Annotated in this window: 31 protein-coding genes; 14 read left to right on the top strand and 17 right to left on the bottom strand. The window is 61.4% G+C overall.

Annotation, left to right across the window (positions count from 1 at the left end; genetic code table 11):
- The first annotated feature begins 20 nt into the window (after window positions 1–20).
- Both OX459_RS10895 and OX459_RS10890 read left to right on the top strand, forming a co-directional pair.
- On the top strand, window positions 21–1,589 hold the full coding sequence (locus OX459_RS10895) for an EAL domain-containing protein (protein ID WP_289905014.1): 1,569 nt from the start codon (window positions 21–23) through the stop codon (window positions 1,587–1,589).
- Window positions 1,586–1,939: a hypothetical protein gene (locus OX459_RS10890; RefSeq protein WP_289905013.1), complete on the top strand. Its 354-nt coding sequence runs from the start codon at window positions 1,586–1,588 to the stop codon at window positions 1,937–1,939. Before OX459_RS10895 ends, OX459_RS10890 begins: the two co-directional genes overlap by 4 nt.
- Window positions 1,940–1,942: 3 nt before the next feature.
- Here the strand turns inward: OX459_RS10890 and OX459_RS10885 are convergent, their stop codons facing one another.
- Both OX459_RS10885 and OX459_RS10880 read right to left on the bottom strand, forming a co-directional pair.
- Window positions 1,943–3,295 (bottom strand): serine hydrolase, encoded by a 1,353-nt coding sequence (locus OX459_RS10885; protein WP_289905012.1) that lies wholly within the window; start codon window positions 3,293–3,295, stop codon window positions 1,943–1,945.
- 137 nt (window positions 3,296–3,432) lie between these two features.
- On the bottom strand, window positions 3,433–4,341 hold the full coding sequence (locus OX459_RS10880; protein ID WP_289905011.1) for a DUF535 family protein: 909 nt from the start codon (window positions 4,339–4,341) through the stop codon (window positions 3,433–3,435).
- 187 nt (window positions 4,342–4,528) lie between these two features.
- Here OX459_RS10880 and OX459_RS10875 point away from each other — a divergent pair, with 187 nt between their 5' ends.
- From OX459_RS10875 to OX459_RS10855, 5 genes are all read left to right on the top strand, one after another.
- Window positions 4,529–5,137: a hypothetical protein gene (locus tag OX459_RS10875; RefSeq protein WP_289905010.1), complete on the top strand. Its 609-nt coding sequence runs from the start codon at window positions 4,529–4,531 to the stop codon at window positions 5,135–5,137.
- Window positions 5,138–5,184: 47 nt separating this feature from the next.
- Window positions 5,185–5,619 (top strand): DUF1801 domain-containing protein, encoded by a 435-nt coding sequence (locus OX459_RS10870; RefSeq protein ID WP_289905009.1) that lies wholly within the window; start codon window positions 5,185–5,187, stop codon window positions 5,617–5,619.
- Window positions 5,616–6,176, top strand: a complete 561-nt coding sequence (locus OX459_RS10865) for a hypothetical protein (protein ID WP_289905008.1) — start codon at window positions 5,616–5,618, stop codon at window positions 6,174–6,176. Before OX459_RS10870 ends, OX459_RS10865 begins: the two co-directional genes overlap by 4 nt.
- Window positions 6,177–6,264: 88 nt before the next feature.
- On the top strand, window positions 6,265–6,714 hold the full coding sequence (locus tag OX459_RS10860; RefSeq protein WP_289897944.1) for a GNAT family N-acetyltransferase: 450 nt from the start codon (window positions 6,265–6,267) through the stop codon (window positions 6,712–6,714).
- Window positions 6,711–7,244, top strand: coding sequence for a DUF3592 domain-containing protein (locus OX459_RS10855; RefSeq protein ID WP_289905007.1), 534 nt, complete (start codon window positions 6,711–6,713; stop codon window positions 7,242–7,244). The genes OX459_RS10860 and OX459_RS10855 overlap by 4 nt, the downstream gene beginning before the upstream one ends.
- Window positions 7,245–7,402: 158 nt before the next feature.
- Here the strand turns inward: OX459_RS10855 and OX459_RS10850 are convergent, their stop codons facing one another.
- Entirely contained in the window at window positions 7,403–8,425 is a 1,023-nt protein-coding gene (locus OX459_RS10850) for a DNA-binding protein (RefSeq protein ID WP_289905006.1), read from the bottom strand.
- Between the two features lie 221 nt (window positions 8,426–8,646).
- Between OX459_RS10850 and OX459_RS10845 the strand changes: the two genes are divergently transcribed.
- Window positions 8,647–9,666: a tyrosine-type recombinase/integrase gene (locus OX459_RS10845; protein ID WP_289905005.1), complete on the top strand. Its 1,020-nt coding sequence runs from the start codon at window positions 8,647–8,649 to the stop codon at window positions 9,664–9,666.
- A gap of 58 nt (window positions 9,667–9,724) precedes the next feature.
- Here OX459_RS10845 and OX459_RS10840 read toward each other — a convergent pair whose 3' ends face one another.
- The 8 genes from OX459_RS10840 to OX459_RS10805 all read right to left on the bottom strand — a co-directional run bounded on the left by OX459_RS10840 (window position 9,725) and on the right by OX459_RS10805 (window position 14,265).
- Window positions 9,725–10,021, bottom strand: a complete 297-nt coding sequence (locus OX459_RS10840) for a hypothetical protein (protein WP_289905004.1) — start codon at window positions 10,019–10,021, stop codon at window positions 9,725–9,727.
- A gap of 67 nt (window positions 10,022–10,088) precedes the next feature.
- Window positions 10,089–10,502, bottom strand: a complete 414-nt coding sequence (locus OX459_RS10835; RefSeq protein WP_289905003.1) for a hypothetical protein — start codon at window positions 10,500–10,502, stop codon at window positions 10,089–10,091.
- Window positions 10,503–10,577: 75 nt separating this feature from the next.
- The gene (locus tag OX459_RS10830; RefSeq protein WP_289905002.1) at window positions 10,578–10,922 is read right to left on the bottom strand and encodes a hypothetical protein; all 345 of its coding nucleotides are present in this window, start codon (window positions 10,920–10,922) and stop codon (window positions 10,578–10,580) included.
- Between the two features lie 206 nt (window positions 10,923–11,128).
- A complete protein-coding gene (locus OX459_RS10825; RefSeq protein WP_289905001.1) occupies window positions 11,129–11,467 on the bottom strand; it encodes a hypothetical protein in 339 nt (112 codons plus the stop codon).
- A gap of 128 nt (window positions 11,468–11,595) precedes the next feature.
- Window positions 11,596–12,033: a GNAT family N-acetyltransferase gene (locus OX459_RS10820; RefSeq protein ID WP_289905000.1), complete on the bottom strand. Its 438-nt coding sequence runs from the start codon at window positions 12,031–12,033 to the stop codon at window positions 11,596–11,598.
- On the bottom strand, window positions 12,030–12,488 hold the full coding sequence (locus OX459_RS10815; RefSeq protein WP_099668007.1) for a PaaI family thioesterase: 459 nt from the start codon (window positions 12,486–12,488) through the stop codon (window positions 12,030–12,032). Before OX459_RS10815 ends, OX459_RS10820 begins: the two co-directional genes overlap by 4 nt.
- A gap of 43 nt (window positions 12,489–12,531) precedes the next feature.
- The gene (locus OX459_RS10810) at window positions 12,532–13,023 is read right to left on the bottom strand and encodes a MarR family winged helix-turn-helix transcriptional regulator (protein WP_289904999.1); all 492 of its coding nucleotides are present in this window, start codon (window positions 13,021–13,023) and stop codon (window positions 12,532–12,534) included.
- Between the two features lie 45 nt (window positions 13,024–13,068).
- A complete protein-coding gene (locus OX459_RS10805) occupies window positions 13,069–14,265 on the bottom strand; it encodes a citrate synthase (RefSeq protein WP_289904998.1) in 1,197 nt (398 codons plus the stop codon).
- Window positions 14,266–14,341: 76 nt separating this feature from the next.
- Here OX459_RS10805 and OX459_RS10800 point away from each other — a divergent pair, with 76 nt between their 5' ends.
- Entirely contained in the window at window positions 14,342–14,884 is a 543-nt protein-coding gene (locus OX459_RS10800; RefSeq protein WP_289904997.1) for a GNAT family N-acetyltransferase, read from the top strand.
- A gap of 22 nt (window positions 14,885–14,906) precedes the next feature.
- Window positions 14,907–15,959 (top strand): FAD-binding oxidoreductase, encoded by a 1,053-nt coding sequence (locus tag OX459_RS10795; protein WP_289904996.1) that lies wholly within the window; start codon window positions 14,907–14,909, stop codon window positions 15,957–15,959.
- A 31-nt stretch (window positions 15,960–15,990) separates the two neighbouring features.
- On the opposite strand, the gene OX459_RS10790 is transcribed toward OX459_RS10795, so the two are convergent.
- The 4 genes from OX459_RS10790 to OX459_RS10775 all read right to left on the bottom strand — a co-directional run bounded on the left by OX459_RS10790 (window position 15,991) and on the right by OX459_RS10775 (window position 18,703).
- Window positions 15,991–16,449, bottom strand: a complete 459-nt coding sequence (locus tag OX459_RS10790) for a hypothetical protein (RefSeq protein ID WP_289904995.1) — start codon at window positions 16,447–16,449, stop codon at window positions 15,991–15,993.
- Between the two features lie 4 nt (window positions 16,450–16,453).
- The gene (locus OX459_RS10785; RefSeq protein ID WP_099668002.1) at window positions 16,454–17,071 is read right to left on the bottom strand and encodes a hypothetical protein; all 618 of its coding nucleotides are present in this window, start codon (window positions 17,069–17,071) and stop codon (window positions 16,454–16,456) included.
- 117 nt (window positions 17,072–17,188) lie between these two features.
- Entirely contained in the window at window positions 17,189–17,608 is a 420-nt protein-coding gene (locus OX459_RS10780) for an NTF2 fold immunity protein (protein ID WP_289904994.1), read from the bottom strand.
- A 213-nt stretch (window positions 17,609–17,821) separates the two neighbouring features.
- A complete protein-coding gene (locus OX459_RS10775; RefSeq protein ID WP_180278791.1) occupies window positions 17,822–18,703 on the bottom strand; it encodes a LysR family transcriptional regulator in 882 nt (293 codons plus the stop codon).
- 97 nt (window positions 18,704–18,800) lie between these two features.
- On the opposite strand from OX459_RS10775, the gene OX459_RS10770 reads away from it, so the two are divergent.
- The 4 genes from OX459_RS10770 (at window position 18,801) to OX459_RS10755 (ending at window position 21,988) form a co-directional block, all read left to right on the top strand.
- Window positions 18,801–19,385, top strand: a complete 585-nt coding sequence (locus OX459_RS10770; RefSeq protein WP_289904993.1) for a GNAT family N-acetyltransferase — start codon at window positions 18,801–18,803, stop codon at window positions 19,383–19,385.
- Between the two features lie 128 nt (window positions 19,386–19,513).
- Complete coding sequence (locus OX459_RS10765; RefSeq protein ID WP_289905585.1) at window positions 19,514–20,992, top strand: MFS transporter; 1,479 nt, start codon at window positions 19,514–19,516, stop codon at window positions 20,990–20,992.
- Window positions 20,993–21,241: 249 nt separating this feature from the next.
- Window positions 21,242–21,643 carry a ribonuclease E inhibitor RraB gene (locus OX459_RS10760; protein ID WP_289904992.1) on the top strand — a complete coding sequence of 134 codons (402 nt, stop codon included), beginning with the start codon at window positions 21,242–21,244 and terminating at the stop codon, window positions 21,641–21,643.
- Between the two features lie 183 nt (window positions 21,644–21,826).
- Window positions 21,827–21,988 carry a hypothetical protein gene (locus OX459_RS10755; protein WP_289904991.1) on the top strand — a complete coding sequence of 54 codons (162 nt, stop codon included), beginning with the start codon at window positions 21,827–21,829 and terminating at the stop codon, window positions 21,986–21,988.
- Between the two features lie 468 nt (window positions 21,989–22,456).
- Here OX459_RS10755 and OX459_RS10750 read toward each other — a convergent pair whose 3' ends face one another.
- Together OX459_RS10750 and OX459_RS10745 are read right to left on the bottom strand one after the other, a co-directional pair.
- On the bottom strand, window positions 22,457–22,840 hold the full coding sequence (locus tag OX459_RS10750; protein ID WP_289904990.1) for a cupredoxin domain-containing protein: 384 nt from the start codon (window positions 22,838–22,840) through the stop codon (window positions 22,457–22,459).
- 3 nt (window positions 22,841–22,843) lie between these two features.
- Entirely contained in the window at window positions 22,844–23,737 is an 894-nt protein-coding gene (locus OX459_RS10745; RefSeq protein ID WP_289905584.1) for a metallophosphoesterase, read from the bottom strand.
- Window positions 23,738–23,782: the final 45 nt, after the last annotated feature.

The following is a 23,782-nucleotide window of genomic DNA, read 5'->3' as shown; positions in this document are numbered from 1 at the left end:
TAACTACCGCAGGTAATCACATGCGCAGAAAACGCATCATCATCACCAGCGTGCTGGTGGCCGTCATCGGCGTGGCCGCTCCCCTGAGCCTGGCCTTTTACCTGTCGTCCGTGCGCGCCGAGCAGGGCGAGCAGGAACGCCTGCGCCTGCTGGCCGGTTACGCGCTCGAGCGCGCCCACCGTTCGATCGCCTCGGCCAGCATGGCCCTGCGCAGCGCCGATGCGCTGGAGCTGGCGCCGTGTTCGGAAGCCCATGTCCAGCAATTGCGCCGCATCACCATCACCACGCGCAGCATCGACGATATCGGCTATGTGGAAAACGGCTTGCTCAAATGCACGTCCACGGGCATCGAGGAAGAGCGCATCGCCGTCACGCCCGCCGACTTTACCCTGGACAATGGCATGGGCCTCGATTTCGACCTGCGCCCCGTCGTCAGCGGCGGCAAGCGCATGGTGGGGCTGTCGTATCGCGCCTACAAGGTGCTGATCGATCCCGTGCGCTTTTCCGACGTCATCGTCGACAGCGACATCCAGATGGCCGTGGCCATCGGCAAGCGGGGCGTGCTCGACACCTTGCACCATCCGGACCCGGCGCTGGTGCAAGCCTTGCTGGCCGGCCAGCCGGCGGCGGCCGGCGCCGTACCGGACGGCAGCATCCATGCCATGCTGTACCGCGATGGCTTGACGGCCGTCATGATCGAACCGCGTAGCAAGCTGAACGACAGGCTGCGGCGCGAACAGCTGCTGCTCTTGCCGCTGGGCCTGCTGATGGCTGCCTTCCTCGTCGGCATCGTCGTGTGGCTGTCGCGCCGCCGTTTGTCGCTGATGGGAGAGTTGCGTATCGCCATCGACCGGCGCGAATTCTTTGTCCATTATCAACCGATCATTGCCCTCGACACGGGCGTGTGCGTGGGCGCCGAGGCGCTGATACGCTGGCGCCGCCCCGATGGCAGCATGATACGGCCCGACCTGTTCATCCCCGTGGCCGAGGAAGGCGATCTGATCTTGCCCATCACCGACCAGGTGATCGATTGCGTCATCGCCGACATGCGCGCCGCGCTGCTGGCCGACCGCGAATTGCACATCGCCATCAACCTGTGCGCCAGCGATATCGAAACGGGCCGCGTGCTCGACGTGCTGGAGCGGGCATTGGCCGGCACGGGCATCGAGGCGCAGCAGATCTGGCTGGAAGCGACGGAGCGGGGCTTCATCAACGTGGACGCGGCGCGCGCCACCATCGAAAAGGCCAGGGCGCGCGGCCACGCCGTGGCCATCGACGACTTCGGCACCGGCTATTCCAGCCTGTCGAGCCTGCAAAACCTGCCGCTCGACGCCTTGAAGATCGACAAATCCTTCGTCGATACCATCGGCACGGACGCCGCCACCAGCAGCGTCACGCCGCACATCATCGCCATGGCCCGCACCCTGAACATGCTGATCGTGGCCGAAGGCATCGAAACGCAGCAGCAAGCCGATTATTTGCTGGAACGCAAAGTCGAATTCGGCCAGGGCTGGCTGTTCGCCAAAGCGCTGCCGGCCGCGCAATTCCTCGCCTTTTATCAAACGCGCCGCGCGCCAGCATCCCCATGAAACCGCCACGCTTTCCCTATCCCTTGCAGCCGCTGCGGGTACCGGGCGGCTGGCACATCACCGTCAACACCCTGTTCGAGGTGGAGCCGGGGCCGGACACCATGGAATGGTTCAGCAGCGCATTGCTGCTGTGGGGCAGCTGCCGCGACAGCGGTTACTGCTTCAATTCGCACTTCGAGCCGGAAGACGATCCGCAGGGCGAATTCGTGCTGGAGATGGGCAAGGTGGCATACGACCGCGACGGCAAGATCGTGCAGGGCAGCGACGCCTTCCTGGGCGAGTTTCGCACGCGCAGCAAGGCGGAGTTTGTCGCGCGGGTCGAGCAATTCATGCAAGACCCGGCAGCTTGATCGCTACGGTTTGCGCGGCAAGACCGTGTCCTGCCCGCTTTGCTTGAGCACGGCACTGGCGATCTTGCCCGCCGCATCGCGCGTAAACGCCAGTTCCGCGTCGATGGCGCGGAAGAAGAACTGGTCTTTCGCGCTGGCAAACAAGGGGGCGGATCCCATGCCCGTACCGGCCGCTTCCAGGCCTTGCTTGCCCAGGCTCACCGTCAAGGTGAAATCCTTGTCCAATGGATACTCGCCAACGTACTCGGCGAGCGCGGCGCGCGGCACGTCGATGGCCGCTTGCGGCTTTTTCAGCGGCGGCAGGGGCGTGCCGGGCAGCAAGGTGGACAAGCCCAGTGCATCGACGTCGCGCGCCGTATTCGTCAGCACCACCACGCCCCGCTTGCCGTCCGTCGTGAACGCCGCATAGCTGCTGTAGCCGCCCGTCTGGCCGCTGTGCCAGGCGTAGGCCTGGCCCTGTCGCTGTTCCAGCAGCCAGGACAGGCCGATTTTCGTGTCGTCGCCGGACGCCACCGGACGCTGCGGCTGGATCGCCAGCGCATACGGGCGCAGCGGCTTGAACATATATGCCTGCAGGTAGGCGACCATGTCGCGCGCGCTGGAATACACGCCGCCGGCCGGCGCCACCACATTCAAATCCCAGGCGGGCGTGGCTTCGCCCGACAGCAGATGGCCTGGCGCCAGGCGCGCCAGCATGCCGTGCGTGGGCTTGTTCGAGGTGGAGCGCATGCCGAGCGGCACGGCGATGCGCTTTTGCAGCAGCGCTTCATAGCTGGTGCCGGCCTGTGCGGCCAGGGCCGTGCCCAGCACGGCGTAGCCGATGTTCGAGTAGTCAAAGGCCGTGCCTGGCGCACGCGGCAGGTGGTAGGCGGCGAGAAACTGCCGCTGCTTCGTTTCCGTGTAATCGGCATACGGGTTGGCCGGGTCCTTGGGCGCAAAGTTGTCGGGCAAGCGCGGCAGCGAGGAATAATGCGTGGCCAGGTCGAGCAGGCTGATCGTTTTTCCATCGAAGGCAGGCACGGCATAGCCCGGCAACAAGGCCGCCACGGGCTCGTCGAGCTTGACCTTGCCTTCGACGACGGCGTTGGCCAGCAGCAAGGCGGTCATGGTCTTGGTGACGGAACCGATCTGGTAAACGGTGTCGGCGCCAGGCTTGGCGCTCTTGCCTGTCTGGCTGCTGCCAAAACCATATACGGCGCTGTCCTTGCCTTCGATCACGGCGATGACGATGCTGGCGTGCAAGCCCGTGCGCGTGAGTTCTTCCGCGCGCTGGCGCACGGCGTCGTCCAGCGCGGGCGCGGCCAGTGCAGCGCTGCCGGCGAGGCAAAGGGGGAGGAGGGCGAAAGTGGGTGTCATGGGTAACCTTGTCCAGAGTGGATCGAAGGCACGCCGGCGCATGGGGAAGGTGGCTGGCATGCATGGTGAAGGATACGGGCCCAACATGAAGGTTGCCTGAGTTTTATGTTTGCCGGTATGGCAAGGCTTGCGTTTGCTCAATGTTCAGCCATCGGCGCTTCCAGCAGGCACGCCAGCTGCGCGCGCATGTCGGCAGACATGCATTGCAGCAATTCACCGCGCCGGCGCGCATCGGCCCGTTTCTTTGACGGCACGTCGGCCAGATCGGGCGCCCGGTAGGGGGCGCAGGGCAAGTGATAATTACCGTCGCGCATGCGCAAGGCATGCAATTCCTGCCATGCCAGGTCGTAATCGGCGGCGATATGGCGCCGGCGCCGCGCATTCAGGGCGATGCGGTTGTCATTGCTGATCAAAAACAGGTTATTGCAGGCAAAAAAATCGCCGAAATCGCGCAGGGCCGTCACCATCAGGTTTTTCGGGCGGCAACCGTGCAGCGCCCGCGTGGCCGCCTTCACGGCTTGCGCGCCCGCTTCCGAGCGCAAGCCTTGCAGCGCACCCAGTTGCAGGGACACGCCATCGGCGCGCGGTAGGAACAGGAAGCTGGCCAGGTAGAACGGCTGGCCGTCGCGCGTCAGGCGCAGGCACAGTTCGCCTTCGCGGTAGCTGTCGTGGATGGCCGTCAGCTGCAAGCGGTACAGCGCCCCATCCTTGCCTTCGAACGCGGCCAGCACCACGGGCTGGCGCGCGGCCCGCTCGACCAGGGCGCGCGCCCCGGCTTGCCACAGGAAACGGTAATGGCCTTCCAGCAAGGCCAGTCTGTCCGCGCAACCGAGCCGGCGCGAGGCGTAAGGGCGGTAAATCTTGAAGCGCAAGCAAGGATGCAGCTGCGCCAGCGAATTCAGGCCGGGCATGCTGCCCAGGAAAGCTTGCCAGCGCGTGCGCTGGCGGGGAAAGAAGAGGGCGCCCAGCGCCGCTTTCAAACGGTGGCCGCTGGCAGGGTGCGGCACGGCGGCGCCGTGGTGCAGGGGTAAAGCGATGTCATTCATGATTCAGCCGGAAAAGGGCAGGCGCTGCACAATGAGAGCCTTGCCAATCTGAATGCTACGCGGGCCAGGTGAATTTCCTATTAAGAAGCCACGCACGCGGGCTTTAGAGGATGGCAACTAAACATTTGCCTTCTGGCAATATGGACGGTTATGCTCGCGGCACCTTCACTCCTGACTGATGCCGCTCATGAATCGCCGCCCATTGCTTGCCATTCCCATGCTCGTTGCCGCCCTGGCCGTCCAGGCGCAAGACCGCACGGCCGATCCCCTGGGGCCGTTGGCGCAATGCATCAACCGCAGCGAGTTCCAGTTCCGGCAGCAGGACCGCCTGCCCGCGCACGTGACGACGCGCAGCGTCAAGCTGGCGACGGGAGAGGGGCAGGTGTCGACGGCCGATGGCTATCGGCTGATGCTGTTCCGCAAGGGCAGCTTGCCCCTGGTGAACCTGAAAATCGAACGCAGCGCCGAAGGCAGGTTTGCCGCCGACCGCGACACCATCGTGGCGCAGATGCAGCAGATGGCCGCCAACAGCAAGGCGCCCCAATTGGTGTCGCTGGAAACGGACACGCGCCAGGGCGTGGAAGTGCTAGGATTGAACAATCCCAATGTCACGCAATCGGCGGGCATCATCAGTTTATACACCTTGCTGCATGCCGCCAGCGGGACGGTCGCCACCGCCTATCTGCTCAACCAGCCGGCGGACAAACGGGAATTCGCGACGGATGCGCAGTACCAGGCCTTGCGCGACCAGTTCATCAGCTCGCTGGCCGCTTGCATGGCCGATCCCGCGCCGTAAGGCAGGCGCACACAGGCACAGGCAAGCCAGGAAAGGAGATCACCGCCATGAAAAAAGCAGAGCCAAATACGCAGTCCCAGGATGGCGCGGTGAGCGCCGAGTCCGCTGCTCGCCTGATCGACGCGAAAATCGCCGCGCTGGCCGACTGGCGCGGCAAGACGCTGGCCACGGTGCGCGCACTGATACGCCAGGCGGACCCGGACGTGGTCGAGGAAGTCAAATGGCGCGGCGTGCCCGTCTGGTCCCACGCGGGCATGATTTGCACGGGCGAAACCTATAAACTGGCCGTGAAACTCACCTTCGCCAAGGGCGCCGCCTTGCCCGATCCGGCCGGCCTGTTCAATGCCAGTCTGGACGGCAACACGCGCCGGGCCATCGACCTGCACGAAGGCGCGCACCTCGATACGGCGGCGTTCAAGGCGCTGATACGCGCCGCCGTGGCGCTGAATACGACACCGAAACCCAAACGGACTCCGACTTGAGACATTATCTGTATCTGTGGCACGACCCGGCCGAGCGCATGCTGGTCGCTTCCGGCATTGAATTCAAGGATTTTCTCCCCAGCCTCGGCGAGTCCGGCGGCATCGTGCTGCGCAAGGGCAGCGCCGGAACGGCCAGGAAGCCCGCCGGCTACCAGACCCTGGCGCGGCAACAGTTGCCGGCCCTGGCCCGGGAAGACCTGCACGCCTGCGGCAGCCATGCCTGGGCCGACTGGCGGGGCGCGGCGCCGGCGCCCCAGGATGGGGACGTGGCCGCGGCGCTGGCCTATCACGCCGCCGCGTCGCGGCGCACGGGGCTGGCCGCCTTGCAAAACCGCTTCCTCGCCTTTGCCCACGACGACGGCTGGTACCTGAAACTGTTGTATGCGGCCTGGGACGATGCAGCCGCTGTTCTCGCCGGCGCCATCCCGCCAGCGCTGGGCACGCTCGACCTGGACGCGCTACGCCAGGGGGACGACGGTTACTGGCTGCAAGACGGCACGCTCGAAGTGGAATTGAAAACCCACGATATCGACAGCGTGCTGAACCGCCGTTTGTGACCGTATAATGGCATTCCGATAACTGATACGCGCCCGCCATGCTTCGTCCTCATTTCGCCACGGCATCGCCTCGCTTGCGCGCCGCCGCATGACGCCAGCCACGCTTCGGCCATTCGCGCTGGCGGACACGCCTTCCTGCGCCGCCATCCTGGCGCTGGCGGGGCGCGACACCTTCGGCCCTGTCGCCAGCGCCGCCGCTTTCACGGCAGCGACGCAGGGCGAAGAAATCCTCGTTGCCGAGCGTGACGGCATCGTCGCCGGCTTTGCGGCCGTGCACACGGGCGACGCGCCCGAGCATTTCCTGCACCATTTATATGTGCACCCGGCGCACAGCGGACTGGGCATCGGCACACAGCTGCTGGCCGCCGTGGCGGCGCGCTTCGGCCCCCGGCTGAGCCTCAAGACGCAGCTGGCCAATACGGGCGCGCGGCGCTTGTATGCGCGCGCGGGCTGGGTCGAAGACGCCGGCGACGGCGGCGTGGACATCCTCGGCGCGTGGATACGGGTGCGCTACCGCGCCGCACCGCCCGGGCGATGAAAGACCCTGGCGCCATCGACCCCGCCCTGGCGAGAATGATGGGCTGGTTCCTGATCCTGCTCGCCCTTCCCACCGCGTATTTTTCCTTCTGGCGCGCGTATGACAAGCTCGCCTCGCCAGCCTGGCCCGTGACCAGCGCCGAGATCGTACGCAGCAGCATGTATCAGCGCACGGGAAAGTCGCAGGACTGGTGCGTCAAGCTCAGCTACCGCTACAGCGTGGATGGCAAGGCCTACCGCAGCTCGCGTATCGGCGTCTCGCGGATAGGCAACGCCGGCTGCCACCGCGACCAGGCCGTCACGGCTTGGCGCCTGGCCAGCATGGCGCCCGGTGCGCACATCCGCGTGCATTACCGGCCGCGCGACCCGAACGATACCGCCGTGTTCCTCGCCAGCCTCGATTTCCTCGATTATTTTGGCGTCCTGCTGTGGGTCGTCCTGTTCGTGCTCGGCGTGTCGGAAGCGCGCAAGCAAGCGCCGCCAGCCGGATCCACTTTGTCAAACGTGGCATCCATGGGAGCACGGTCATAGTTTTGCTCGAGCGGCGCGCCGATCGGCGTCAACGTGAAATGCGGCACATATTTGCCCCGTCGGCCGTCATGGGACAGGCGAAATAGCGGGGCAAGCCCCGATAGCGGGCGATGTCCGTCCTGGGGCCATCATGGAGATCCCAGACCATGTGGACGGGTTCAAACATCGCGCTTCCGCTTGCTATCCATGAGCAGTCCCAGCCTGGCCGCCATGCCGGCATTGTCGCGCAGCAAGCCGTCGCGCTCCTGCGCCAAGGCTTCCATTTTCTGTTGCGATAGTTGCCCGTTTTCCGCCAGCATGTCGAGTTGCCGGTCTTGCGCGGCCAGCGCCACCTTGGCGTCGTTCAGCGCCAGCAGGGCCGTGTCGAGCTTGGCCAGCAGCGCGTCGGCGGACGTGGCCGCCTGCAAGTATTGAAATTCGAACTGGTCGCGCTCGGGACGCACGGTCGCCAGGGCTTCGCGGTCTGCCGCGGCCTGGGCCGCCAGCGTCGTTTGCTTCGCCTGCAGCTGCGCCAGCCGCATATCCTGCTGCACCAGCGTCGCTTGCTGGCCTTGCAGGCGCTGTTGCAGCTGGGCGTTGTCCTGTTCCAGGCGACTGATCCGTTGCTGCGCCTGGGCCCGTTCCTCGCTGCGCTGCGTGGCGGCCGCTTCCTGGTAATGCTCGAACTGCGAACGCACCTGCGCCAGCTGGCGGTTCAGGGCGGCGATTTCCTCGCCCCGGTCGGCCAGGCGCTGCGTCAGGCCCGCGTTATCGCTGTGCAAGGTGGCCAGGGTGACTGCGCGGAAATGGTGTTCTTCCTTCAATTGCGCCAGCGCGTGCTGCGTGGCGCGCAATTCCTGGGTGAGGGCGGCGCGCGCCTCCGTCAGTTTCAAGCGTTCCGTTTCCGTCTTCTTCAGCTGCGCCAAAGCCGCGTCGAGTTCGGCGCGGTTTTCCCGCATGCCCGTTTCCAGCTGCTGCGCCACGTCGCGCTGCTGCTTGTCGTACACGCCGCGCATCGCTTCCATCAGTTCTGCCGGCAAGCCTGATTCCGTTTTCACGGCGCCCACGCCCTGGAACTCTTCCTTCCAGCGTTTCAGCAGGGGAGCGATGGTGCTCTTGCTGCCCGTGCTGCCCAGCGCTTCGCGCACGCTGTCGACCGTGGGATTGCGCCCGTCGGCAGCGACGATTTGGGCTGCTTTCATAACATCAGAGTACAGAATGCCGGTGCGGGCCATGAAATCACCTATGAGCGAAATTTAGTAACGTATTACATAATACGTAATATCGCATAATATTACGATATAAATTTTGATCGTTTTTGAAAAATATATATCTCGATAAGATCGCTTATCGCGGGTTATGGGTGTGGTTTGCATGGTATTCTGCGTATTTCCCAGTACACCAGCCCGATTTCAGCGATTCCATGCCCGATTTGCCTCTTTCCAAACGCCGTGTCGCCGTGCCCAAAAGCGCCGCCTTGACTCCTGTGCCGTTACGCGGCGCCCTGATCGATGCCGAGCTGGCCGCGCGCCACCAGGCGTTTCTTACCGCCGCCACGTCCGACAACACGCGCCGCACCTACCGTTCCGCCATCCGCCACTTCCAGGCCTGGGGCGGGGCGCTGCCCGCCGACGAGTCCACCGTCATCCGCTACCTGCTGGCGTATGCGGACAGCCTGAACGCCCGCACCCTGGCCCTGCGCCTGACGGCCCTGTCGCAATGGCATGTGTACCAGGGCTTTGCCGACCTCGCATCCACGCCCACCGTGCGCAAGACCCTGGCCGGCATCGCGCGCCTGCACGGCAAGCCGAAGAAAAAGGCCAAAGCCTTGCCGCTGGAAGACCTGGAGCTGATCGTCGCCAGGCTGGCCGCGCTGGGCAGCGTCAAGGCATTGCGCGACAGCGCCTTGCTGCAGCTGGGATTTTTTGGCGGTTTCCGGCGCAGCGAACTGGCGGGGTTGATGCTGGAAGACGTGAGCTGGGAGCCGCAGGGCATGGTGATCACCTTGCCCCGCTCGAAAACGGATCAACTGGGGGAGGGCATCGTCAAGGCGATCCCGTTCGGCGACGGCGTCTGCTGTCCGGCCACGGCCTTGCGCGCCTGGCTGGCCGCGGCGCATATCCGCACGGGGCCGCTGTTACGCCCCATCAATCAATGGGGCCATGTCAGCGCGAAAGCGCTGCACGCGAGCAGCATCAATACCATACTGGAAAGCTGCGCCAGGCTGGCCGAACTCGATTACGTGCCGGAATTGTCCAGCCACAGCCTGCGCCGGGGGATGGCCACCAGCGCGCACCGGGCAGGCGCCGATTTCCAGGCCATCAAACGCCAGGGCGGCTGGCGCCACGACGGTACCGTGCATGGCTATATAGAGGAGGCAGGGCGTTTTGAAGAGAATGCGGCGGGAAGTTTATTGAAGGCGAAGAAGAAACCGGCGGGGTGAGGCGGCCGACAAGACCTTGCGGCGCGCCTTCAGCAGGTGACGGAACGCCTGATAATAATCATGGGTGCTGCTGCTTGTAGAGAAACCAGGTTAATACTGCCATGATCAGCAGAGAGAATAGGGCGCTGATGAACAGTATTCGTTGTGCGCGAGGCTTTCCAATCACGATTCCCAAGAGTCCAGCCCATGCGATTGGCAAGATCGCATAGATGACGACTGACACGATTTTTAGCGAGTTGGAGCATGATTCGCGACAAACGTTGCTCTTTGCAACGACCTCAACCGCATGAGGCACCATATCGAATGCGATGCCAACCAGGAACCCGAGGACAATAAAGGCGATCTTTTTAGCCATCATTTGACCTCAAAGAAAAGGATGCATTTCAAGTTCCGAAGGCGAGACCTGGCCGGCTGAAGTCACCTCAAATGCCATACTTGTTGTGAACAGCGGCCTTAAGCTCAGCCTGCGGCAAGCCTCCTCGCCGCCAAAACTCAAAAAAATACTCCAATGTTTCGGCAGAAGCGCCAATATCCATAGGATGCAAGGCGCAGATGGCAGTTCTTATTTTCAAAACGTCGGGCTCGTCCGATTGATCGCGCCCTTCAATTGCTCGCCAGAGCCGTACACGCTCAGCAATGACTTCCTCAGCCGTCGCCGCGCCGGTGATGTATCGATTCGCCACAGCTGCGGCTGATTTAGCAGCCTCAGGTAATTGTGAAGTTACTCTTCCTATCGCCTCAATCATGAATCGCTGAGATAAAAATTGTTCTGCAGGGTCATCCAAGTCCACCGCAGATGCGATAGCATCAAATAGTCTCTTATTCAACATTTGCATTAAGTTTCAGTGATTGCTCGGGGCCCACATCGGGACCGCTTCTGGCCGGTTGCGGTCGGTGGCGACCATCCGAAATTATTCCTCGTCACGCAATTGTTCCCGAGCTTTTGACAGCGCTTGACCATATTCCATATTAAATGGAGCTACTGATTTCTTCTCAAAAATGCAGCACAAATTCCAGAGCGCTCTTTGTTCTGCTTGGTCTATTATGTTCAATTGACCTGAATCAGAGTAGCGCCTCAAAAACTCAAATAACACAAGGGCCTCATCAGCAGTAAGTGTTACGTGAACTTCAGAATTTGTATGCTCGTTCATATGAATGATGTAAATTCGCGCTTTATCTTCGTCTGTAAATGGCCGATTGCCGCTGTTGGTGGGTGACGCATATGCCTTGTTTTTTCTGCTTTTGGCTGAGCTCAACCTAAGTCTTCAGGACAGCATTTCAAAGCAGTTCGTCAGTCCCTCCGAAGGACGTGACAAACGGCTGTATCGAAATAGTTTCTACTTGTGCCGGAATACGCAGCCAAAATGAATTCGGTGAGAATACGAACGTTGAGGTCATTACAAATCTGATGAGGTTGAAGTAAGGTACCGACCGAGACATAAAATCCTCCTGCAGCACAATCTCACGCGCAAGAAAATACGTAGCTACGTGACCGTTTCATAAAACCCGCGGCAAGAGGAGCGACGCCATTCGGATTTGTAACAAACTCAAATTTTCTTGGGCAGATTCGAGCAGCTTCGCGTTGCGCGTGAATGAATATGCGCTGCTCAATTGAACCCTCAGTTTCAGCTAGAGCCGGTGATGCTGTCACTACCAACATATGTTTGCCATTACCGAGAGCTTCATGCTCTGCTGCTACACCACCGGTAATGCCAACTGACCCGGTATCTCCTGTAAGTGTGGCATGAGAACAGCCGCCAAATAAGGATATAAAAGCAAGCATGAGGAGCGAATTTTTCATCTTTTCTTATACCTGAGGTATTCAATCGTAGATTGCGAGAGGCAGCTTCTGGCCCGTAGCGCAGGACCAGAATGGCGCAGTGTATGGCATTGTTGCTCTTTTGAAAAGTAGAAGACAGGAAAGTGATTTTACGAAGCGTTCTTGGACAATGCTTTGATGAAATTAATGCGCTCCCTGGCCGTGTCACCGTAGTGTTCGACGACACGTATCTGATAGCCATTGCGGATCAGCAAGCGCAGCATGGCGGAATAGCGGTTCATCGATTTTACGGTGACGGCCGCAAAGTCGTGCTCGCGTGCCCAGCTTTCCTGGCGCTCCAGCAGGCGCTGCGCCAGGCCCGTCTTGCGGTGCGCGAGCAGCACGCCGCCGAGCCAGCTATACAAGGAGCCATCCTCGGCGGCATAGCCCAGCTTGCAGCCGACGGGCTGGCCGTCCGCTTCCGCGATCAGCACCAGCGCGCCGGCGGGCAGGCGCTCCTGCAATTGCGCCAGGCTGCGCTCTTGGTCGAACTCTGGGATGGCCTGCAGCACCTGCCAGGCTTCCTCGATGTTGCCAATACGGATCATGCGGCCGCTTGTTCCCGCTGGGCCGGACGGATGATCATGCAGGTGGCCGTCGCGTGCGCATACACCTTACCGGCTTCGTCGCGGATCGTGCCTTCGGAAATGACCAGGTTGCGTCCCGCATTGATGACCTTTCCTTCCGCGTAGACCGTCACGTTGAAGGGCAGGGGGCGGCACATCTTGATGTTCAGGTCCGTCGTGCCGTAGCTTTCGCCGGCCGGCAAGACCGTGTGCGTGGCGCAACCCGTGACCGTGTCGAGCACGGTGGCGGCAAAACCGCCGTGCACGCCGCCCATGGGATTGGTGTGGTTTTCATTCGCCGTCGCCGTGAAGATGACCCTGCCATGCTCGATCGTGTGGGCGTCCATCGGCATGGTCTTGGAAATGCCGGGCCGGGGAAACAGGCCTTGCGCGAAAGCTTGCATCAGTTGCAAGCCGGTCATGTCGTTGGGGTGCATGGTAACTCCTGTGGGGTGAGGGTTGGGTTAAACGTCTTGCCGATTAAATGTCTTGCTGGAAACGCAGGCGCGAGGCATGCAGCAGGAAGCGGGCGACAACGGCCAGTTCTTCCTCGCTGAAACCTTGCTTCAGTTGTTCATTCAGGCTGTCGAGCAGGGGCAGGGCGGCGGCCAGCACCTCGCCGCCCCTGGGCGACATGTGCAGGGTGCCGGCGCGCGCGTCGAGCGCCGACTGGCCGCGCACGATGAGGCCGTTTTCTTCCATGCGCGTCACGAGGCCCGTGACGGCCGAGTTTTTCAGCTGCAGCGCCCGCCCCAGATCCTTCAATTGGCAGCCTTCCTCGCCTTTCAGGGCAAACAGGGCGACCACTTGCGTGCCGGAAAACCCAAGTTCGCTGGTAAACACGGCATCGGCCGAGCGAAACAGGTTCTGGCGCGCCAGATTGAGCAGATTGAACAGGCGCGGCGAGCGCTCGCCCAGCGGGCAGGCGGCGGCATCGGGTACGTCTGGGGTGGGGGAGGTATTGGTACGCATGCGAAGTATACTACTACGTATGCGTAATAAATCAAGCGTGAATTTTCAGTCGCGCTGGTGGCGCCCGATATAGCGGGCGCGCGGGCGTATCAGGGCCGCGCTGTCTGCCTGCTCGGCCGCATGGGCTATCCAGCCGGCCGAGCGGGCCAGCGCAAACACGCTCATGCCCGCGCCCTCGGGCCAGCCGAACGCCAGTTCCATGGCGGCCAGCGCCAGGTCGGCGTTCGGTTTTACTTCGAGCAACTCGCCCGCCATGGCGCACGCGGCCAGGATGGCGTGCAGCTGCGGGGACCCGCGCGACATCGCGGACAGGATTCCCAGCAGATACGCGGCGCGCGGGTCGCCCAGCGGGTACAGCGGGTGGCCGAAACCGGCGAATTCCGGCGCGATGGCTGTGTAAAAGGTAGCGATGGCAGCCCTGGCATCGGGCGCGGCCAGCGCCTGCGTCAACATGCACCTGGCCGCCGCGCTGCCGCCGCCATGCTTGTCTCCGGACAAGGCCGCCAAGCCCGCACCCAGCGCCGCCGGCAGGCTGGCGCCCGTCGAGGCGACGCAGCGCACGGCAAACGTCGACGCATTCAATTCATGGTCGGCCAGCAGCACGAGGGCGGCGCGCAGCAATGCAGACTGCTGCGCGTCCGCTTGCCACGCCTGGGCCAGCTGCCAGTGCAGCGGCATGGCGGACGGCGCCGTTTGCAGCAGGGCGGCGGCCAGGATGCGCATCACGGCGGGGCCGGATTGCAGCGAGTGCGGCATGTCCGCTGTCGTCAGCATGGCCATGGCAAGCATGGCGCGTGCCAGCGGCGGCGCGTCGGGCGCGCTGGCCAGCCCTGGCGGCTGGGCGGGCGCGTCTTGCTGAAAATAGTCACTCGCACCATCGTCCCACAACAGGCTGGCGGTCATTTCCAGCGTCGCGTGCCGCGCCAGCGCCGCCGCATCGCAGCCGCGATACAGCAAGCGGCCGTCGAGGATGTGGGAAATGCGCGTCTCCAGCACGGGCAAGCCCCAGTGCATGGCGGCCACGGCCGTCTGGCCGCCCCGCTTGGCGTCATTTTTACGGGCCGCCAGGCGCAGCACGTCTTCCTGCGGATAGCGCTTGCGGCGCGACGCACCGTTGCTGACGGAAGCGAGCAAGCCCCGGCTCACATAGGAATACAGGGTGGGCAGGCTGACGCCCAGCAGGCGCGCCGCGTCAAGGGCGGACAGATCGTTGTTCATGGCGGCCATTGTAGCGTTTGTCACTTTATATTGATTCATGGAATCAAGATTGACGGGCCGGGCCACGCGTCACTAGACTCATGCCTTTCCAGGAGTTTCCATGAGCACCTTTGCCATACGCACCCTGCGCCCGGAGGACGCCGCGCCCTTGCTGGCCTTCGAGCAAGCCAACCGGGCATGGTTCGAGCGCCATATCGACCGGCGTCCGGACGCTTTTTACAGCATCGACGGCATCCACGCGCACGTCGCGCAATTCCTGGACGAGCACGCACAGGGGCGCATGCACCCCTGCGTCATCGTGGACGAACACGGACAATTGATCGGGCGCGCCAACCTCAAGGACATTGACCGGGAGCAAGGCGTAGCCGAAGTCGGCTACCGCATCGGGGAACAGCAGGCGGGCAAGGGCCTGGCCACGGCCGCGCTGCAGTACCTGATTGCCCTGGCGCAAGACGAATGGCGGCTGGCCAGCCTGTGCGCCTACGCCATCGATGGCAATGCGGCGTCGATCCGCGTGCTGGAACGCTGCGGTTTTGCGCAGGGAGTGGCTGTGCCCGATATTGCCATCGTGGAAGGCAACGTCGTCGATGGCCACCGGTTTGCGCTGGAATTGCGGGCGGCTGGGGTAGACTCTGCCCTATGATAAATATGCAAACTTGCCAGATATGAATCAAGAAACCTCAAAACGCATCGTCGTCATCGGCGCCGGCATCGTCGGCGCATCGCTCGCCTACCACCTGGCCAGCAAGGGGGCGCAAGTCACCGTCGTCGAGGCGGGCGGCATCGCTTCCGGCGTGACGGGCACTTCATTTGCCTGGCTTAACGCGTCCTGCGCGGGGGTTGATCCCATCGCGGCCCTGCGCGGCGGCGCCATCGCCGCCTGGCGCTGGCTGGAAACGCAGGTGCCCGGCTTGACGGTGCGCTGGCATGGCGCCTTGTCGTATGGCACGCAGGATGGGCGCGTTTCTCCCTCGTGCATGGTGATCGACCGTACCCGCATTGCCCAGCTGGAACCGCAGCTGCGGCAACCGCCGCAACAGGCGCTGTACGAACCGGAGCAGGGCGCCCTCGACGCCGTCGCCGCGACGCAAGCCTTGCTGGCAGCGGCCCGGGCGCTCGGTGCGACGGTCCGCACGCACACGCCCGTGCTGGGCTTTGCCATCCAGGACGGGAAGGTGACGGGCGTGGAAACGGCCGCTGGCCTCATCGATGCGGACGTGATCGTGCTGGCGGCAGGCACCGCCATTGCCGCGCTGGCGGAGCAGCTGGGCGCCAGCCTGCCCATCCACGCCTCGCCCGCCATCTTCCTGCGCTACCAGGCGCCACCCGGCTTGGTGCGCGGCATCATTTCCAGCCATGCCATGGAAGTGCGGCAAGACGAAGATGGCGCCATGCTGGCGGCGGAAGATTATGTGGACGACACCCCGGAAAACCAGCCGGCCGCCATGGCGCAGCGCACGGCCAGCGCGATCCGCAAGGAACTGGAAGGAGCCGAGGCCATCACGCCGGAGTACGCCTGCATCGGCCTGCGCCCCATGCCCGTCGATGGCGTGCCCATCATCGGCTACTTGCCGCAGGTCGAAGGCGCGTACGTGTGCGCCATGCATCCGGGCGTCGTGCTGGCAGGCATCGTGGGTCAGCTTGCCAGCGGGGAAATCGTCGATGGACAGCCAGCGTCAGCCCTGGAAGCTTGCCGGCCCGCGCGTTTTCAGGCGTAAATGACGTGAAGACCCCGTGCCGCGCCGATTCCTACGGCACGGGCACGACAAATACGGGCAGGATGAACGGCGGCGACTCTTGCGCATCGCCTTCCTCCGACGGAGCCTGCATGAAATCTTCGTTGCGCCAGTCCCCGTTCACCACGCGGTCGGCGATCAGAGACAAATCCTGCGTTTCGCGCACCTCGCGGCGAAACGGCAGCCGGCCATGCGAGCGCGACACGAGGCTGAAGCGCAACTGGCGGCACTGCGCATCGTGCCAGCAATAGAACAGCATCTGCTCGCCAACAAGTGCGCTGCGGCGTGCCGCGATCAATTCCTCGATGAATGCAACGATATCCGTGGCTTCTATGTGCGGCGTTTCTTCGTCCGTGGGCGAAAAGCTCCACATGTTCTCCATCGCTTCGCGGTTGATGTCGTCGGCATCAATGAACACTTCGTCGTCTTGCGCCATTTCCAGCCATGCATTGACTGTCCTGCAATTCATCATGTCGTCATGCATCCCATGTTTTAAAAGCCGTCCATACCGAGCGCCATGCGCCATGCGGAAGTTTGGCCTGCATGGAAAGTGACAGTCCGCCGTCGCCCATACGATCGCCTGGCTTCCATTGTTTATTCTTCAGATTAAGTGCCCGTGCTCTTCCCATGTCGACAGTTTTCATGTCTTTGATGTCATAGCCGACTTCCAATACGGGATGCAGCACTTCTCCATTAGCTGTCAAATATAAAGTATCGACATGGACCTTGGGTTTGTCAAAACGTTCGTAAAGCCTTGTTGCAGCGGATTTGAAACCCTGGCCAATGGCGATGCTGATGGTTGTTGGACCATTGCAGCCCAGAAGCGCGGCAAGCGCCCAATAATCATGATCAGCAGTGACAAGCCTGGCCAAACAGCGTTCTATCCATGCCGATTCATCAGTTCTGAATTCTTTCCAGTATGGAGAAAATGAATTTTGCAGATAGCCGACTTCGTGCAGCGCCCCGACCAGGTTAATCTGCTTGTCCACGCAGCCAATATCCTGCAACAGATGGGCTGCGGCTGCGGCGACCGCATACTCGCCTTTGGCCATGGCCTTATCTTCGAGTTTTTTCAGTTTGGTGTTAATACTCATTCTTTTCCTGGTGCGGACGATACCGCGCTCGTTGTGATTGCTGGCGTCCCTCGGAAGCGAGGACTGCGTTGATCGTCATCGCGTGGCCCGCATTGGCGCAAGCTTGAGCGAACGCGACTAAAGATACGCCGGTCGCCAACGCTCCATGCCTTCCTCTTCATCAAGCCATTCTTTTTTATCAATAAACCATTGCTGGTTTTTAAGACCAAATGTATATCTGTATCTATTCTTGAATCCCGAAGTCTGCTGCGTGGAAATGACAGCTTTACTTCCTGAGATGCATGAATTTAAAAATATTTCGGTGGGTGAGTATTCAGGAGGATCGCTGCAGAGCAATGACATCTGGCGACCTTGTTTTCTTTCTTTTTTGGTGCAAAAGCAATTAAAAATAGCATCAAGATCCTGCTTCATTTTTTCTTTGAGAGTAATCAGCCCTTTCTCTCGCACCTCGGGGTAGTAATGAAGTTCCCAACCATTCATGGCCAGAATAAAATCCTTCAATACATTTTCCACATCAACTATTTCAATACTCATCATTTCCCTTGGCTAGCAAATGTCGCTAGTGTCAATAAAGATGCCAGCGCCCGTCATTTCATGCTGCCATCTTTGATCATTCAAGTTCAGACCATTCAGGATTGTGCCACACCTCGACCTTGAAGCTCCGCCTCCTTGCCGTGCCGGATCAGCACTCAGGAACTGGCTTCTATTTATCATAAAAGCCTCAACATTCCTGCACTGACTTGCATGCACTCACCCCCTCGGCCCATCCAATAGCAACTCTGCCAACCTGGTCGTCAGCCACAAACTCGTCTCGCTCAGCTTTTTCCCATGTATCGATAAGCGCCGCACGGGCAGGCGCGACAGGGCCAGCGCAGGGCAGGGCACTTCCTGCAGATATCCCTTGTAGTTGTCGTAATTGGCGATGTTCAGGGGCAGAATTGCCCAGCCCAGCTCGTCCGCGACCATTTCCGCGATGCTGTAGAAACTGTCGGAAAACCAGACGGCGGGGCTGAACGCGTGTTCGCGGTTGAGCTCTGAATCCATGATCAGCTGGCGGTAGCGGGTCAGCTCGTTGCGGCTCACTTCCTGGCCGTGGGCCATAGGGTGGCCTTTGGCGACGAACACGCCTTGCGCCACGCTGCCGATGTGCTGCTGTTCCAGCACGGGCGAGATGGGGCCGCGGTCGAAGTGGAAGGCCACGTCCGCTTGCTGCTGCTCCACGTACTGCGCCACTTCCGACGCCGTGGCGTTGAGCATCACCAGTTCCAGCGCCGGGTAGCGCGCCGCCAATTCCTTCACCAGCGTGCTGATGGCCAAGTAGGGCAGGGCTTCGTCCAGGGCCAGGGTCAGCTGCGCTTCCGGCGCCTCGCTCAGCAACTGGGCGCGCAGCTGCAGGCGCTCGGCCTGGCGCAGCAGTTCGCACGCTTCAAGGTGCATCACCTTGCCCGCTTCCGTCAGCACGGCGCTGCGGCGCGAACGGTCGAACAGTTCAACGCCGAACTCCGCTTCCAGCAGACCGATCGAGGTGCTGACCACCGATTGCGCGCGGCCCAGCCGGCGCGCCGCGCCCGAGAAAGAGCCGGCCGCGACGGCCGCCTCGAAGTAGCGCATTTGTTCCAAAGTCCATTGCATGGCATCCACCTATCTGTTTTACAGATGGATTTTAACTTGAATGCCATTCAGGGGCGACATAAAATGCATTTACATTTTCAACAACACGAGATCCGCCATGAAAAACGCTCAAGCCTATACCCCCGCCATCAGCTTCAGCTGGTGCCACGACGCCACCGCCGAAGATGCGCTGTGCCAGCTCTACCTCGACAACGTCAGCGCCGACTACATCTCCCATTCGGAGCTGCAGGGCGAGCGTGCCGATGCGCCCGGCAACTGGCGCGCGGACTTGCCTGAGGTCATACGCGGCGAAATCCGCGCCGCCCTGTCGCACGACTGGGCGCATGGCGATTCGACCCTGCTGGCCGTCGCCACCTCGGGCGAGGCCATCGTCGGCATGGCGTTGGTTTCCATCGACACGCGCCAGCGCGCTTCGAAATCGTTCGCCGCGCTGGACGACCTGGTCCTGCTGCCTTCCGTGCGCGGCAGCGGCATCGGCAGCCAGCTGGTGGAGTGGGTAGCTGGCGAATTGCGCAGCCACGGCATCGCCCGCCTGTTCCTCGAATGCGGCGCGCACAACCTGACGGCGCAGACCTTCTTCAAGGGCCGCGGCTTCAAGCAAGTGTCCGTCGTCATGCTGCGCGAACTCGACGCGCCGGAAGTGACGGCCGCCGTGGATGACAAGGATGGCGACCGTGGCTGACGCCCGCCGCCCCCGACCAGCCCAGGCCCGTGGCAGCCTGGAACGTAAATATTTGCGCAGCACCAAATTCATCCATACCGATAGTTGTTAAAAGTTACACTAAAATCCATGAGTTGTTTATGCATCCAATGAAAAAATGGCTGACGCTGGCCATCGTCTCCAGCGCCTTGTTCCTCATCGTGGTCGACATGACCGTGCTCTACACCGCCTTGCCCGCGCTGACGCGCGACTTGCAGGCCACTTCCTCGCAAAAACTGTGGATCATCAACGTGTACGCGCTGGTCGTCTCAGGCTTATTGCCAGGCCTCGGCACCCTCGGTGACCGCTTGAGCCACAAACCCGTTTTCCTCGCCGGCCTGGCCGTGTTCGGCGTCGCCTCGCTGTGCGCCGCGTTTTCGCCCGCGCCGGAGTGGCTGATCTTTGCCCGCGTGCTGCTGGCCATCGGCGCCGCGCTGATGATGCCGGCCACCTTGTCCATCATCCGCCTGACCTTTACGGACAACCGCGAACGCTCGTTCGCCATCGGCGTGTGGGCGGCCATCGCCTCGGGCGGCGCCGCATTCGGCCCCGTGCTGGGCGGTTTCCTGATGGAACACTACTGGTGGGGTTCCGTCTTCCTGATCAACGTGCCCATCGTCCTGCTGACCCTGGTACTGGCCGCCGTCGTCCTGCCGAAGCGGGCCGGTAACCGCGACAAGCCGTGGGACTTGAAGGGTTCGCTGCAAGTCATGATGGGCCTGCTTGGTGGCGTGTATGCAATCAAGGAACTGGGCAAGTCGCAGCCGTCGTACGCGCTCGCCGCCGCCTCGTTCGCCGTGGGCGCCTTCTTCATGCTGAAGTTCGTGCGCCGCCAGAAGCGGCAAGCCAGGCCGCTGATCGACTTCGCCCTGTTCCGCGAACTGCCGTTTTCCAGCGCCGTGGCCGCCGCCATGGTGGCTTCCGCCGCCCTGATCGGCATGGAACTGGCGCTGAGCCAACACATGCAGCTGGTGCGCGAATTGTCGCCGCTGGAGGCGGGCTTGCTGCTGTTGCCGCTGCCGCTGGCATCCGTGTTTGCCGGCCCGTTGACGGGTTTCATGCTGCCGCGCGCCGACAAGGCCAAGGTCTTGTGGGGTTCCTTGTTGCTGTCCGGCATCGGCATGGCGTCTTATCTGCTGCTGCATGACGCAGCCGTCTCGGCGCAAGTGGCCAGCCTGGTGATCCTGGGCCTGGGCCTGGGCGCCGTCATGACGGCCGCGTCCAGCGCCGTGATGCTGAACGTAGCGCCGCAACAGGCCGGCATGGCCGCCTCGATCGAGGAAGTGTCGTACGAACTGGGCGCCGTCATCGGCGTGACGGTGCTGGGCACCATCTTGTCGGCCGTCTACAGCGCCACGCTGGTGATCCCGGAAAGCGCGGGCCTGCTGCCAAATGCCCATGACACGCTCGACGCGGCGCTGCTGGCCGCAGAACAGTTGCCGGCCGAACTGGGCTTGCAAGTGTCGGAACTGGCCCGCTCGGCCTTCGACAAGGCATTCATTGTCGTGCTGGCCACGGCTTCCGCCATCCTGATGGCGGCCGCAGCCACCATCCGCCACCTGCATCTGCGGGCACGCCGCGCCGCCTGATTGCCGCCCTTGAAACCACGGAAAAAATGCTGGCGCCGCCATGAGCGGCGGCGCCAGCAGGATTCGGTTTTGGACGAACGGTCGGACGCAAAACAATAGTTTTAGACAAAAATTAATAAATTTGATACAAGTGAGCCTGGCGGCTATGCTTCGGGAACGGTCGCTATCGGCCAGAAGCGGACAGTCGGCCCTCGCCAGCTGGTGTGGCCAGCACATTTTTATATTAGATCAAGAAAGAGCACATCTCCCATGAAGCCACTTCGCTTGTTAAGCTGCGCAACGTTGGTAATTGCATGGTTTGCAGCATCGACAGTCATTGCTCAGACGTCAATTGCCGAACAACAGGATGCACGGGTCATAGAAAATCTGCGTCAGAACGGCGCGGATGTTACCAAAGTACATAACATCGATTTCTTTCTTGTCTTTATTCGAAAGGCCGACGCGGTTGCCACGGCAGAGAAAATCCGAGCCTTGGGATACGAGATTGTAGGCATTGGCCAGCCACCCACCGCGAAGCAATGGGAAATTCACGCCAAACGTAAGATGGTGCCAGAGTTGCAAGCAATGCAGGCAACGACACGCGCGCTACAATCCCTGGCGGAAGTTCGCAAAGGGTATTACGACGGCTGGGGTGCCGTTGGAGTCAAATAGCGGATATTGCCCGATGGACTGCTTCATTGCGCTCACCGACCGCTACGGGGCGGAACCTGGCAGCGGCGGCAACCGGCCAAGAGCGGACTTTTCGTTGGCAATTATTTAAATAAGAAAACATGCACCCACCGTGGAATTTTACCTTTTAGTTTAGGAATGAAAAATTTTCCAAGGAGAAAAGCCGTGGACCATAAGAAAAACAGCAGATTTACACTCAATGATGTCTTGACAAAAACCAATGCTCAGCGTCTTTCTGAGGCACCAAAAAGCGAGAAAATTGTTCATTATTTTTTTGTTGTTGGCATTGCGATTGTTATAGTGGCCTCTCTTATTTTTATGGATTGATTTTTACTCATATACTCTATGGCAACTAATGCCACAGCATTACAGTTTAAATAATCGCACAAGAAATAATGTTTTCTATTTTAGAGACACGATGTATTTCTTAAAAGCAATGCTGCTTGTCGTAACGCCGTTGCTAACAGTACAGCCGACATTTGCGTTTGAGTCCTTGGGAAAAGTTGCGGATGTCGCAATCCGTGCCCTCGCTGATCAGACTGCAAAATAGCTCGCGCAAAATGAACTCGATGGCGTTTACGCATCTATATCGCCTAAACTCAAATTAGCTACTGGCCGCTATGGGCCGAAAGCAGCCGCTCATATAAGCTGAGGAAACAGCAGCCTGCGTCAAATGCTGCAACCATGGCCTCGGCAAGCTTCGACGCGCAATAGTGTCTAACATTCTTGCACGCGCGGCGCGTCGAAGTCGCTTGCCTCATGGGGGCTTGCGTCGAACTTTATGGTTCGTCCACCTTACTCCGTGACAATGATCTTCCCATTCATCTCCTCGTGGCCGCTGCCGCAAAAATTGTCGCATAAAAAGGCGTATTCACCGGCCTTGCCGGGCGTCAGCCTCACTTCGGTGACCTGGCCCGGCAGCAGGTCGGCGCGGATGCGCATGTCCGGGATGAAAAAACCATGGATGAAATCGATGGCCGTGAACGCCAGCACGACCGGTTCATCCTTCTTCAAGGTGATTTCGTTCGGCGTGTAGACGAATTTCTTCGCCTGGATGGCGATGATTCTTTCCTTTAAGGCAACTTTCTTCACGCCCTGGGCGTCGATGGCGGCTACCGTCAGCAGCGCGCCGATACCGCAGGCCAACCTTGCACATAGCTGTCTTCTTGCACGGTCCATGGTTCAGCTCCTTGTCACGGGAAATTCCGTGAGCTTGTAGTCCTTGTTTGCTTCCGCCTCCACCTCGCGCAAGCCCAGGCCCTTGTTCGGCGCGGCGGGGTCCCAGGGCAGGGGCGTGCGCTTTTCCTGCGATCCCGGCGCGGGCAAGGGGAAAATCAGGGACTTGGCGGCGTGGTGCGCGATGTGCTCCGTCATGTGGTGATGTTCCTGGTGGATATGACCATAGAACACGGTCACATTGCTGTACGGCATCAATAGGGCCATCGCCTTGTCGCCGTCGCGCGTGGCCCAGTCCCATTTGGGCACGAGGTCGAACAGGGGACGGTGGGTGAAGACGACGATGCGCGCATCCTTGGCCTGCTTGTCCAGGTCGTCCTTCAGCCATGCCAGCTGCGTGTCGCCGATGCGCGCGCCGGGGTCGGAGACGTTATCGAGGGCAATGAAATGCACGCCCTTGTGCTCGAACGCGTAGTTGGACGGGCCGAAGTTTTCCTTGTAGGCGGCGCCGTTGTCGAGCGAAGCGTCGTGCTCGCCGGGGATGAAGCGCACGTTTTTTACCGTCAAGCCCGCCGCGATGTCCTTGAATTCGGCCATGCGCTGGCGGCGCTCCTTCGGGTCGTCCGTGGTATGCGTGAGGTCGCCCGTAAAGATGATGAAATCGGGCTGCACCTCGAGCGCGTTGACGGTGGCGACGGCCTTCCTGAAGGTGTGGAGGGCATCGGGGTTGGCGGCGCCCGTGAAACCCCAGTGCACGTCGGACAACTGGACGAAATAGAAATCCTCGTAGGGAGCGGCTGCCGTTTTTCCGGCCGCCGCCGGCGCATGCCCGTAGAGTCCGGACATGAACACGGCGCCGCCGCCGACGGCGGCCAGTTTCATGAAGCTTCTGCGGTCCATCATGATGTTTCTCCTTGAAATGCCTGGCAATGGCTGGCAGGCGGT

The organism is Janthinobacterium sp. SUN026 (assembly GCF_030397625.1).
Lineage (GTDB): Bacteria > Pseudomonadota > Gammaproteobacteria > Burkholderiales > Burkholderiaceae_D > Janthinobacterium > Janthinobacterium kumbetense.
Note: the sequence above shows the minus strand (reverse complement) of the source record. Positions and strands in the feature narration are given on the sequence as shown.